The sequence below is a fragment of the Cohnella candidum genome, from assembly GCF_003713065.1.
GTDB lineage: Bacteria > Bacillota > Bacilli > Paenibacillales > Paenibacillaceae > Cohnella > Cohnella candidum.
In genome coordinates, this window is record NZ_CP033433.1 from 2175916 (window position 1) to 2187913 (window position 11998).

At 59.2% G+C, this 11998-nt stretch carries 11 protein-coding genes; all 11 read right to left on the reverse strand.

The features are described 5' to 3' along the window. Nucleotides 1-8: 8 nt before the first annotated feature. Nucleotides 9-881, reverse strand: a complete 873-nt coding sequence (locus EAV92_RS10345) for a sugar phosphate isomerase/epimerase family protein (RefSeq protein WP_206424302.1) — start codon at nt 879-881, stop codon at nt 9-11. 39 nt (nt 882-920) lie between these two features. Beyond that, the gene (locus EAV92_RS10350; protein ID WP_123041010.1) at nt 921-1982 is read right to left on the reverse strand and encodes a Gfo/Idh/MocA family protein; all 1062 of its coding nucleotides are present in this window, start codon (nt 1980-1982) and stop codon (nt 921-923) included. A 27-nt stretch (nt 1983-2009) separates the two neighbouring features. Next, nucleotides 2010-2975, reverse strand: a complete 966-nt coding sequence (locus EAV92_RS10355; protein ID WP_123041011.1) for an ROK family protein — start codon at nt 2973-2975, stop codon at nt 2010-2012. A gap of 16 nt (nt 2976-2991) precedes the next feature. Beyond that, nucleotides 2992-4572 (reverse strand): FAD-dependent oxidoreductase, encoded by a 1581-nt coding sequence (locus EAV92_RS10360; protein ID WP_123041012.1) that lies wholly within the window; start codon nt 4570-4572, stop codon nt 2992-2994. A gap of 157 nt (nt 4573-4729) precedes the next feature. Beyond that, nucleotides 4730-5599, reverse strand: a complete 870-nt coding sequence (locus EAV92_RS10365; RefSeq protein WP_123041013.1) for a MurR/RpiR family transcriptional regulator — start codon at nt 5597-5599, stop codon at nt 4730-4732. A gap of 188 nt (nt 5600-5787) precedes the next feature. After that, on the reverse strand, nt 5788-6876 hold the full coding sequence (locus EAV92_RS10370; protein WP_123041014.1) for an NAD(P)H-dependent flavin oxidoreductase: 1089 nt from the start codon (nt 6874-6876) through the stop codon (nt 5788-5790). Between the two features lie 108 nt (nt 6877-6984). After that, on the reverse strand, nt 6985-7797 hold the full coding sequence (locus EAV92_RS10375) for an ABC transporter ATP-binding protein (protein WP_123041015.1): 813 nt from the start codon (nt 7795-7797) through the stop codon (nt 6985-6987). A gap of 33 nt (nt 7798-7830) precedes the next feature. Beyond that, nucleotides 7831-8631, reverse strand: a complete 801-nt coding sequence (locus tag EAV92_RS10380) for a (2Fe-2S)-binding protein (RefSeq protein WP_123041016.1) — start codon at nt 8629-8631, stop codon at nt 7831-7833. Between the two features lie 24 nt (nt 8632-8655). Then, nucleotides 8656-9666, reverse strand: coding sequence for an ABC transporter substrate-binding protein (locus tag EAV92_RS10385; protein ID WP_241158501.1), 1011 nt, complete (start codon nt 9664-9666; stop codon nt 8656-8658). A 100-nt stretch (nt 9667-9766) separates the two neighbouring features. Continuing rightward, nucleotides 9767-10771: a FecCD family ABC transporter permease gene (locus EAV92_RS10390; RefSeq protein ID WP_123041017.1), complete on the reverse strand. Its 1005-nt coding sequence runs from the start codon at nt 10769-10771 to the stop codon at nt 9767-9769. Next, entirely contained in the window at nt 10771-11805 is a 1035-nt protein-coding gene (locus EAV92_RS10395) for a FecCD family ABC transporter permease (RefSeq protein WP_123041018.1), read from the reverse strand. The genes EAV92_RS10390 and EAV92_RS10395 overlap by 1 nt, the downstream gene beginning before the upstream one ends. Nucleotides 11806-11998 lie beyond the last annotated feature (193 nt).

An 11998-nucleotide genomic window follows, 5' to 3' on the forward strand; every position in this document is an offset into this window, starting at 1 on the left:
TCTTCTCCTTAGCGGTATCGCTGAATGAAGCGGACGGCTTTCCGGATGTCTTCTTCCGGACGGTCGCCGACTTCCCTCTCGATGGTCAAATAGCCTTTGTAGCCGATCTCCTGCAGCGCGGCGAAGTAATCGTCGAACTTGACGCCGCCTTGACCGAGCGGCACTTCCTTGAACACTTGGCCGGAGGAGACCATCTCGGCGATTTTGCCGTGGTCCATCGGCTCGAAGCCGAGGGCGCCGTACACTTCGCGGGGATCGACCTCACGGTAGCGGACGCCGTCCTTCACGTGCGTGTGTACGATGTAGTCCTTCAGAAGCCGGACGCCGGCGACCGGATCGTCCCCCGTGACCATGACCATGTTCGCCGGGTCAAAGTTGACGGACACTCCCTTGGTGCTCAGCGTATCGAGGAACGATTTCAGATGGGCGGCGCGTTCCGGGCCCGTCTCGATGGCGAAAAACGCGCCCATGCTCGTTGCGTAGCCGCTTAATTCTTCGCAAGCCTGCTGCATCGCTTCGTACACTTCGTTCCGCTCGTCCGGCACGATGCCGATATGCGTCGTCACGACGTTCGTTCCAAGCTCGACCGCCAGATCGAGAATACGTTTCGACTTCTCCACTTTCGCCGCATTCGCCTGGCGGTCTTGGAAGCCGTGGCCGCCCAAGTCCCCGCACAGCGCGGAAATTTCGAGCCCGAGCGATTCGATGTAGGCCTTTAATTCCTTGCGTGCGGTTCCGGTCAGATTCGCGGGATCCATTTCCCCGCTCACGGCGTAGATCTGTACGCCCTCGGCCCCGACTTCCTTCGCTTTAAGCAGCCCTTCCCGAACCGGCAAACGGAAGCTGTCCACGATAACGCCGATTTTATTGGTCAATTTCAACGCGATCTCTCCTCTCAGTAAGGGGTTGCGATGTTGGGATTAATCGAAATAAACTTCCCGGCCTTTTTCGGCCGACTCGTAAATCCCGCACAAAATTTTCATCATTTCGACCCCGTCTTCGACCGGGCTGAGCGTTTCCTTGCGGCCGAAGCAAGCGTCCACGAAATGGTTGACTTCACTGTTGAAGCCTTGCGTGAAATTGAACGAAAGGTTATCCACCTGCGGGGTCATGTTGAGGATCGTGTCGTGCTTCTCGGTGACGATCGCCAGCTCCGGCTCGATTTCGGCCCCGCCCTTGTCCCCGTAGATCTTCACGGTAATCTCGTCTTTCAGGGCATGCAGCGTGAAGCTCACGTCTACGAGCAGGGAAGCGCCGTTCTCGAAACGGATGACCGCGTTCGCCAAGTCTTCGACCGTGTTTTTGCTCGCATCGTAATCGGAAGCCTTGTAGAAGGACAGTCCTTTGACGTGCGCGCGATTGCCCAGCCGGTTATACGTGTTGCCGCTGACCGATTTCACCTTCGGCCGGCCCATGAGGTACCAGCACAGATCGATGATATGCACGCCTAAATCGATCAACGGACCGCCGCCCGAGCGCTCCTTGTCGGAGAACCAACCGCCCGGATTGCCGAGCCTGCGAAGGCAGCTCGCTTTGGCGTAGTAAATTTCGCCGAGTTCCCCCGCCTCTAGGAACTGCTTGACGATTTGCGTGTTCGAACTGTACCGGCGGACGAAGCCGACCTGGAGCGTTTTGCCGCTTTGGCGGACGGCCTCTTGCACCCGGAGCGCCTCCTCTACCGTTTTGCACAGGGGTTTCTCTACCAAAACGTGTTTGCCGGCTTCGAGCGCCGCGACGGCGATTTCGGCATGCGAGTTGTTCCACGTGCAGATGCTGACGGCGTCGATGCCCGGATCGGCCAGCAGCTCGCGGTAATCGGTGTATACCTTTTCCGCCTTGTATTTGTCGGCTTTGGCTTTGGCCCGTTCTTCATTCAAGTCGCAGACGGCGACGATCGTCGCCTCCGGATTCTGGTCGTACCCGGCAAAATGCACCTCCGAAATCGAACCTGCACCGATGACGGCTACCTTCAATTGGCTCATGAGTCCAACTCTCCCTTGAATATGATCTTATTCCGTACCTTTTGCTCCGTAAAGCCACACCTGCGCCGCCGCGCCGATCACGCCGGCATCCGCTCCTACGTAAGCAGGCAGCAAGCGGCAAACCTTTCTCATGCCGGGAGACGTTCGGGCCTTTACTTCCTTCTCCAACGCTTCGAAGAAGACCGGCCCCGTCCCTGAAACGCCGCCGCCGATGATAACGGCTTGCGGGTTCAATGTATGGATGAATCCGGCAACGGCCGCGCCGAGCGCCCGGAACACGGTGTCCATGACCTTAGCCGCAGCCGCGTCGCCTTCGACCCACGCTTGGACGACCTCCCGGGAATCCGGCGCCCAAGCGGGCCGCCCCTCCGTCCCTGCGGTCATCGACTCCAAATGCTCCTTCCCGAGCCGGGCGATCCCGGTTCCGGAAGCATACAGCTCGATGCAGCCGTTGTTGCCGCAGCTCGGGCATCGGGGCCCGTTAAAGTCGACCGTCACGTGGCCCAATTCACCCGCGCCGCCGTACGTTCCCCTCACCAGCCGCCCCGCTTCCACGATCGCGCCGCCGACGCCGGTTCCGAGCGCCAGGCAGACGAAGCTGTCGTATTCCCGTCCGGCTCCGAACATCTTTTCCGCGACGGCAATGACGTTTACGTCGTTATCGACGCAGGCCGGCTTGCCGAAACGCTTCTCCACGATTTCGCGGATCGGCATTCCCGTCCAGCCCGGAAGCTGTTCTCCCGCAAACTCCACGGCACCGGTGCGGTAATCGATTTGCCCTGCGCTGCCGATGCCGATCCCTTCCACCGCGTCCGGCCCTCCGGCTGCTGTAAGAATCTCCTCGATGCCGGCCAGCACCTTGGCCATGACGCGCTCGGCGCCCGCCTGCGCATCCGTGGGCACGATGAGCCGGCGGACAATCGCGCCTTGTTCGTCCACCAGGGCAAAGTGGATTTTCGTCCCCCCGATATCGACTCCGATCGCTTGCTTCATGCTGGGCGGCTCCCCTTCACCATTGCAAATCGTCGCTGGGCCAGTGATTCTCGATCCCTTCGCTGCGGATGAGCTCCAAAAACGATTCCAAATGTATGGCTTCTTCACGGACTTGATGCGGCGCAATCCCATGTCTCACAGCGTAAGCCGCCAAGTAACCCGCCGACTCCCCGATGTTCCACTCCGTGGGATGCAGACGATAGCATCCGTTGGCGATCTGCGTCGTGCCGATGTTTTTGCAAGCCGGCAGCACGTTTTTCACGCGGATCGGAAGCAGCGCGCCGAGCGGAATTTCATACGGCACGCTCGGGATATAGCACATCCGGTTCGTGCGGGTCGTCGGGTGCAGATCGAGGAAATAGAAACCGACGCCGACGCTGTCATCGTACCGGCGAAGGCCTTGATCCCCCCTCAGCTCTTTGCTGACGTCGAATTCGGTGATCGTTTGTACGGCTTTGATCCTTCTCGACTCCCGGATGTACGGATGCTTCGCCAGCCCGTCCTCCGTTCCGAGCACGTCTTTGCGGAACCGGATGCCGGGGTAGCCGCGCCCCCCGTCCGGCCGCGGAGCTTCGGTCTGCAGCCAATGGACGAGCGAAAGGCTGAGCTGCCGGGCTCCTTCGAGGTTCTTCCGGCGTTCTTCTTCGGATACGCCATAGATCGGGCCCAGGAAGTAATCGTTCTGGCTCCAGTTCACGAGCGTGATGTCGCTCTCGAAGAATCCTTCTTCGAACTGTGCGGCGTCGATGATTCTCCGGTACGTCCAGAGCGGCATCGGGTCCTTGCCGTTCGGCATGAACGGGATTTCCCTCATCTCTCCCTCTTTGGCGACATTGGGAATCAACCAACCGAACATCGGTTCACTTGTATAAGGCGGCACGTACGAGCGCCAAAACTCGTATTGCTCCGGTTTGGGAATGGTGTAGTCTCCACCTTCTATGTAGTCCATCGCGAAAACATGCGTGATCGACTGCATGTCAAGCGGATCCGCCTGTTCCGGGGCATGCGGCTCTCCCGTTTCCGAACGGGACTCCGCGCCCGAAACGTATTCCACGCCCGCGAGCGGAAGCAGGTCGCCGCACTCCGTGGCGTCGATGAACATTTTCGCTTTCAACGTCACGACGACGCCCGTCTTTTCCGACTGAACGTCGACCGACTCCACCGTGTCCCCGTTCGAAACCGCGCTTACGGGCCGGCAATGGTACATCAACGTAATACGTCCGCTGCTGACGTACGGGGCCAGCATATCTTCAAGAATCCGCAGCGCAACCTTCGGCTCGTGACAAATCCGGCTGACCCACCCGTTTCCGGGATTCAGGTTGGACTGGCTGCGGACATCCTCTTTCAACGGGTAATGATCCCGATAGTAGTTCCGGACCCTATCGCGAAACTCCCGGTAGGTGCGGGTGCATCCGAAGTTTTCGATCCAAGGATGTTCATCCGGAGGAACCGCCTGACTGGTCAATTGTCCGCCGAGCCAATCGGTTTCTTCCGTGAGCAGGACGCGAAGTCCCGTCTTCGCCGCGGCCAAAGCGGCCATGCAGCCGCCGAGGCCGCCTCCCAATACGATAACGTCCGCCGTCTCTCCCATTCCCATCGCCCTTCTCTTCCAGTTTTCCTTGACGCTATTATCGTAACATAGGTAGAATGTTTACTCCACTATTCATTCGCATTTAGAAAAAAATATCCAAAACAACAAAACGAAAGGAACGATCCGATTCGGACCGTTCCCCTTGTCGTTTGCTTATCGCGGTTTAGTACAGCTTGTCCGCCACGGACATCGCCGTTTTCTCGAGCGATTCGGCGGCCGTGTCCATCTTCATGGACAACAGCGTCGTCAAAATGTTGAGCAGATGGATTTGCGTGAATTTCGTCGACAGCGCCCCGCCCTCCGTCGGCATCTCCCGGGAGGGAACGAGCAGCACCGTGTCCGCATGCGCGGCGATCGGCGAACGGAGGTGGCTCGTCAAGCAGATGACGCCCGCGCCGTTCTTCTTCGCTTGGCGAACCGGATCCACCAAATCCCTCGTGCTTCCCGACGTGGAAATTCCGAAGACGAGATCGCCCTTCTTCACCAAAGCGGCGGACATGGCGATGATATGCGCATCCCGGTGAACCTCTACGTTCATGCCCAGCCTCATCAGGCGGTAATGCAGATCCAGCGCGGTAATGCCGGAGGAACCGACGCCGTAGACGAAAATCCGGTTCGCCGCCATCATTTTGTCCACGGCCAACTTCAAGTTGTCCACGTTTACGAGATCCAGCGTATTCTTCAGCAGCCGCTCATGCTGCATCGTCAACTTGCGCGCGACGGTCATGACGTCGTCCTCTTCGTCGATTTCCATGTTCGAAACCGAAGGCGGACGGTCGACCAGGTCCTGCGCGACGGACAGCTTGAATTCGTGGAATCCCCGGAAACCCAGCTTGCGGCAAAAGCGGATGACCGAAGTTTCCCCGACGCCCGCCTGTTCGGAGAGATCCGTCACGGTGGCCAGAACCGCTTCCTCGGGATTGCTTTTGACGACGTCCGCCACTTTCTTCTCGGCTTTCGTCAAGGAGGAATAAATGCTCGATATCATCAGGAGTGTATTCGACTGTTGCAGCTTCGGGCCCACTCTGGCCATAAAATGACCTCGCTTTTTTAACGATCTTCGTAGTAAAAGAATAGTTCATCGCCGAACGAAAAACAAGCAAATAACTTCTTTATCCGAATCTGAAAAAGAGAAAATATCCAGTATTTCGGCGTTATCTATTTTATTCGACAAAAAATGAGTTTTTCCTTCTTCTGCCAGTCTTCTCCATCGGAAATCCGTTATTCATCCGTCGACAATAAGGCCTCCGCTTGCCTCACCGTCTCTTCCACGATGCCGGCCGCGCTTTGATCCGCCTTCAGCAAGCGAGTGCCCTGCCCGGCCCATAAGGACATGTACCCGGCATCGCCGCGTTCAGCCGCCGCATTGCGGATATCCCGCGTCGCCGTATTCTGCAATGGAAAAGCGAGCGGTTGAAGCCCGGCTTCATCCCATTGACGGAGGAAAGCGTTCATGATGCCTCTTGCGGGCCGGCCCGAAAAGGCTTTGGTAATAACGGTGCTTTCCTCCGAGCTCTCCAATAGCGCCTGGCGGTAAGCGGCGTGCGTGCCGGCTTCGGCCGCCGTCAGGAAACGCGTGCCCATTTGCACGCCTTGCGCGCCCAAGGCCAAAGCGGCAACCAGTCCGCGTCCGTCCATGATCCCTCCCGCCGCGATAACCGGAACGGAAACCCGGTCCGCGATTTGCGGCACCAACGCGAAGGTGCCCACGTTGGCACCCATCGGGTGCAACGCCACGTCGAACGTACCGCGATGTCCGCCGGCTTCGGTGCCTTGGGCGACGATCGCGTCGCAGCCCGCCTGTTCGGCCATTTCAGCTTCCCGAACGGTCGTCGCCATCGCGATCACTTTCGCTCCTGCTGCTTTCGCCTGCGTCATGAAAGGTTCCGGTAAAATGCCGAAGGCCGTGCTGATGACCGGCACCTTCTCTTCGAGCAACGCTTGGACTTGCTCCGCAAATGGATCGGGAACAGCCGCCGGACCGTCGGAAACCCGGGGAATGCCCAGCTCTTCCCGGATCCGGTTCAACTGCGCTTGAATCTCTTCCGGCCGCACGCCGTCTTGGGACATCGGGCTTGCCGCGAACAGGTTGACCGCGAAAGGCCGGTCCGTTAGAGTGCGAACGCGGCGGACCGCTTCGCGGATGGCGTCCGGCGTCAAGTAGGCGGCTCCCAGCGTGCCGAGTCCTCCGGCGTTCGAGACGGCGGCCGCCAACTCTGGCGTTGACGGGCCTCCCGCCATGCCCGCCGCGATAATGGGATACCGGATGCCCAGCAGCCGGCAGAGCGGGGTTTCCAATTTCAAACGCATGGTATTCTTTCCCCTCTTCTAAGAATCGTGACGCTTCAACATGCAAAAAATCGCCGATCCGCCGCCTGGAAGGCGGGAATATCGACGTTTTTTCGAATTCGCAATTCCCTATTTGCCGGCCGCAGCCGCAACCGGTTCGTCCGCCAACGCATAAGGCAGGCAGAGCGGCACGCCCGTCCGGGGATCCTTAACGATGTCGGCCCGGATCCCGAACACCTCGCTTAACACGTTCTCCGTCATGACCTCGGCGGTCGGGCCTTCGCTCACCACGGTCCCCTGCTTGATGGCGACCATGTGGTGGGCGTAACGCGTCGCATGGTTCAAATCGTGGACGACCATCACGATCGTCCGCTTCTCGTCTTCGTTCAGCTTGCGAAGCAGCTGCAGCACTTCCAGCTGATGCCCCATGTCCAGGTACGTGGTGGGTTCGTCCAGGAAGAGGAACCGCGTATTCTGCGCGAGCGCCATCGCGATCCAAGCACGCTGCCGTTGGCCGCCGGAAAGCTGGTCAACCGGCCGGTCTTTGAATCCCGTCATTCCGGTCACTTCCAAAGCCCACTTCACGACGTCCAAATCGAGCTTGCTCATCCCGCCGAAGCCGCTCTGGTACGGAAACCGGCCGTATCCGACCAGTTCGTTAACGGTCAATCCGTCCGGCGCGGTCGGGTTTTGCGGCAGGATCGCGAGCTGTTTGGCCACTTCCTTCGTCGGCAAGGCATGAATGGATTTGCCGTCCAGCAGCACGTTTCCCGACTGCGGTTTGATGAGGCGCGCCATCGCCTTCAAAATCGTCGATTTGCCGGATCCGTTCGCCCCGACAAGAGCGGTGATTTTGCCGGTCGGGATGCTGAGATTCAAGTTCCGCACGACGATCCGGTCCATATACGCGATGTCCAGCAATTCCGTGTTGATTTTCACCATTGGGCCATTCCCCGTTTCCGTGCCGAGATGATCTTAGCGCTGCGCAGCCGCAGCCAGAATCGTTTCCTTCATCCGTTCCCGTTCTTCGGGTGTCAGTCGAGGGCAATTATAACACTTTTCGCCGCCCTCCCGGCAGTCGTACATGCAGCATGCGGAGCGGAGCATCGTCTCTCCGCCGGGCTTCCAAGGGTTGTCGACGTACCTCGGACGGTGATGGAACGGGTTTTTCCTCCGACCGAACGCCTCCGGCGAGAGCCGTTCCTTCAATACCTCCGACTCCCGGTCGAGCCTGTCCGTGAACGCTGTATCCGATTCGGTCTCGGCCATGTATTCCCGCATCGCAGCCAGTCTGCCGCCGAATTGGTTCCAGATGAGGTCCGGCTTCACGCCGGCGCCGGCGGTCATCGTGCCGATCGCCGGGTTGATCTGGTCGGCGAAATATGCGCGCCAATGCTCCTCCAGCACTCCTTCCCGACCGGAGTCGGGCAACTCCGCGAAACGCACTTCCCGAATCCGGTAGCCGAGATAGACGTAGCCGTTTCGGATGCCGAGCTGGAAATCCAAATTCCCGAGATCCAGATCCAAAAGCCGATCGTATTTCGCGAGAAACAGCAGCTTGGTGAACACGAGATTAAACAGCGTGATCCCCGCGAACGACACCGGAAGCGTAAGGCCGATCGCCTTGTACATGCGGCCCGCCGTATGGAGGGCAAGGAACGCTTCGGAAGGAAGCAGCCAATCCGAGGCGGGCATCTGAAACGACGGCTCGGAAGCCCCGCCCGGCGAGATGTTGAAAAACCGCTCCGTCAGTGAGAAATCCCATTCCGCCGTCATCCGATGCCCTCCTCCCATGCGAATTTACTTGATGCCGAGCGACGCCGTCAGATCGTCCATGACCTTTTCCCCGGCAATGGCGCCGCTGTACAGCCAGCTGCTCGTCGAACTCATTTCATAGACATGGCCCGCCTTCACGGCCGGAATGCCTTGCCAAATCGGGTTTTTGAGCGTTTCCGCTCCTTCGCCTTTGTCGCCGTTGACGAGGAAGACGTAGTCCGCGTCCAGCTCCGCCAGCTTCTCGAGGGTAACCGGGTTCCAAGAAGCTTTGGCCGATTCCGGCAAGCCCGTCACGAGGTTCGGAGCTTTCAAACCGAGGTCTCCATACAGCACGGCTCCGCTCGACAGCTTCTCGTCGACCATGTAAAACTGCTTTTGCACGAGCCACAGGATGGCCACCGATTTCGAGCCGATCGCGGACTCGACTTTGGCCTTCGCAGCGGCGGCTTTGGCGTCGTAAGCTTCGATCGCTTTCTTCGCTTCCTCGGATTTGCCCAGGAGTTCGCCGATTTTCAGCAGCGTTTGTCTCCAGTCCCTGATCAAGTCGTCGCCCAGCACGTATGTAGGCGCGATTTTGGAATATTGGTCGTAAAGGCCGTTTTGAACCTGGGAAGCCGAACCGATCAGGATCAAGTCCGGAGCGAAGCTCGCCACCGATTCCGGCGGCAGGTCATAGCTGATCGTCGGCACGTCTTTCAACGAAGACGACAGGTAGTCTTGAATGCCGTTGGCGACGGACCATTGCGCGACCGGCTTGACGCCGAGCGTGACGAGGTGGTCTTCCAGGTAACTCGCCAGTACTTTCTGCGGGTTGGCCGGAATGGTGACCTGATGGCCCATGGAGTCCGTGACGGTTTTTTCGGCGGCCCCGGAATCCGATGGCGCCCCAGACGACGAAGAAGGAGAATTTGCCGGCGAAGAGGCTGTGCCTCCTTCGTTATTGGAAGCTCCGCAGGCGGATAAAGTCAGCGCCATAACGAGGGCGACGACGGTTATGATGAGGTTCTTGCGGGTTTTGGCCGATTTCGAAATCAATGTAGGTTCCTCCCGTGGATAAGCGCAATGGAATACGCGAATAATGACATTTCAAATGATAATGATTATCAATCGCAGTGTCAAGTCGAGAAATTCGCTTTTAATTTTTGGCCCTCGCCAGGAGGAACAAAAAGTACGGAGCGCCGATGACCGCAACGACGACACCGGTTGGAATTTCCCCGGACTTCAGCGCGATTCTCGCGATCGTGTCCGCGACGATGAGCAGCAGGGCGCCGATCAGCGCGGACGCAGGGAGTGCGTGTTGGTGCTGCGGCCCGACGAGCCTTCTCGCCAGATGGGGACCGATCAGTCCCACGAACGCGATGCCTCCCCCCACCGCCACGCAAGCGCCTGCCAAGCCCACGGCCATCGCCAGCAGCCCGATCCGTTCTTTACGCACTCGGGTACCGAGCCCGGTCGCCTGCAGGTCGCCGAGCGCGAACATGTTGAGCACGCGGGCTTTCATGAAAGCCGCCGGAATCAAAATGACGATCCAAGGCAGCAGCGCCGTCACGAACTTCCAATTGGAGCCCCAAATGCTGCCGGCCAGCCAGATCGAGACGAATTGATACTGGGCCGGGTCCAGCCGGATCGTCAGCACGAGCATGGCCGCGGAAATTCCGGCCGCGACCGCGATGCCCACGATGAGAAGACGGGAGGGAGACACGTCTCCTTGCTTCTGGTAAGCGAGCAGATAGATGGCCGCTGCGGTCAAGCCCGCTCCGATCAAAGCGATAGCCGGAAGCAGGTAGACCGGAGCCACCGTCTGAACGGGATAAAACGAAATATACAAAATAACGGCCAAACCCGCTCCCGCGTTAATGCCGAGGATGCCCGGCTCCGCGAGCGCATTGCGGGTCGTGCCTTGAAGAATGCAGCCGGATACGGCAAACCCCGCTCCTACCAACAGGGAAATGACGATGCGGGGAAGCCGGAAGTCGAACAGGATCAAGGCTTCTCCGGCGGTCCCCCGGCCGATCAGCGTCTGCCATACGTCCGAGGGAGACAAGCGGACCTGCCCGGAATTCAAGCTGAAAATCAGCGCGATCAGAATGAGTACGCCGATGACGGCCATGACGATGGCGGCACGTTTCGCGCGATTCATTAAAACACCTTCTTTTCGGTCCGGGCCATGATCAGGAAAACGGGAACGCCGATGATCGCGATCAGGGCGCCGATCGGCGTTTCATATGGCGGACGGACCATCCGGCCTGCGATGTCGGCATAAACCATCAGCAGGCTTCCGATCATCGCGGAGCATGGGATGACGAAGCGATAGTCGGTTCCAACAAGAATGCGGGCCACATGCGGAATGATCAGGCCGATGAAGGCGACCGGTCCCGCGAGCGAAACGGCCGTACCCGCCAGAACGAGGACGGCGAGCGTGCAGACGGCTCTTACCCTTCCGGTTTTTTGGCCCAAACCGGTCGCCACCTCGTCTCCCATGCTCATCAGCGTCAGCGGTTTGGCATACCATACCGCCGCCGCGAGTCCGGCGACGGCGCAAGGCAGCGCCCAACGAACCTGCATCCACTGCGTGCCGGCCAAGCCGCCCGCATACCAGAACGCGAGGTCTTGTCCGATCCGAAACAGCAAAGCGACGCCTTCGCTCAGCGCGAGCAGCAGCGAGGAAACCGCAGCCCCGGCCACCGTCAGGCGCAAGGGGGTCATCCCCCCGCGCGCCATGGAGCTGATTCCGTATACGAGCCCCGCCCCGAGAGCGGCGCCCGCGAAGGACAACGCCAGCACCTGCGAATACGGCAGGCCCGGAGCCAATGCCAAGCATAAAGCCAGCACCAGTCCGGCGCCGGCGTTCAGGCCGAGCAATCCCGAATCGGCCAGCGGGTTTCTCGTCATTCCCTGCATGACCGCGCCAGCCACGGAGAAACTCGCGCCGGTGACGGCGCCGGCCAGCGCTCTCGGCAGGCGCAGATCCTTGACGACCAGATGCTGGTTCTGCCCCGGGTCGAAATGAACCAGGGCTTGCCAGACCGTATCAAGGGAAATTTTCACGGCGCCGACCGAGATCGAGACGGCGATGCCGAAGAGGAGAAGCAGGAACCCTCCGATCAGCACGATCAACATCGCCGCGAGAGGGTCCGTCCTTTTATCGGAACGGCCATTCAGCTTCGAATTCATGAACTCACCTTTTGTGGAAAATATCAACGATGATAACGATTATCATTTTCATATTATAAAAGAATGCTTCCTCGCTGTCCAACCGCCGTTTCCCTCTCTTTGTCACTTGAGACACTTACCCTTAACCGGGACCGCCTGACCCAATAAAAAGCGGAGCCTGAGACCGAATCCGGTCCAAGCTCCGCTTTTCGAA

Coding starts and splice junctions, on each gene's coding strand:
- EAV92_RS10350 (WP_123041010.1), bottom strand. CDS start 1,982: ATGAGCCAATTGAAGGTAGCCGTCATCGGTGCAGGTTCGATTTCGGAG.
- EAV92_RS10355 (WP_123041011.1), bottom strand. CDS start 2,975: ATGAAGCAAGCGATCGGAGTCGATATCGGGGGGACGAAAATCCACTTT.
- EAV92_RS10360 (WP_123041012.1), bottom strand. CDS start 4,572: ATGGGAATGGGAGAGACGGCGGACGTTATCGTATTGGGAGGCGGCCTC.
- EAV92_RS10365 (WP_123041013.1), bottom strand. CDS start 5,599: ATGGCCAGAGTGGGCCCGAAGCTGCAACAGTCGAATACACTCCTGATG.
- EAV92_RS10370 (WP_123041014.1), bottom strand. CDS start 6,876: ATGCGTTTGAAATTGGAAACCCCGCTCTGCCGGCTGCTGGGCATCCGG.
- EAV92_RS10375 (WP_123041015.1), bottom strand. CDS start 7,797: ATGGTGAAAATCAACACGGAATTGCTGGACATCGCGTATATGGACCGG.
- EAV92_RS10380 (WP_123041016.1), bottom strand. CDS start 8,631: ATGACGGCGGAATGGGATTTCTCACTGACGGAGCGGTTTTTCAACATC.
- EAV92_RS10390 (WP_123041017.1), bottom strand. CDS start 10,771: ATGAATCGCGCGAAACGTGCCGCCATCGTCATGGCCGTCATCGGCGTA.
- EAV92_RS10395 (WP_123041018.1), bottom strand. CDS start 11,805: ATGAATTCGAAGCTGAATGGCCGTTCCGATAAAAGGACGGACCCTCTC.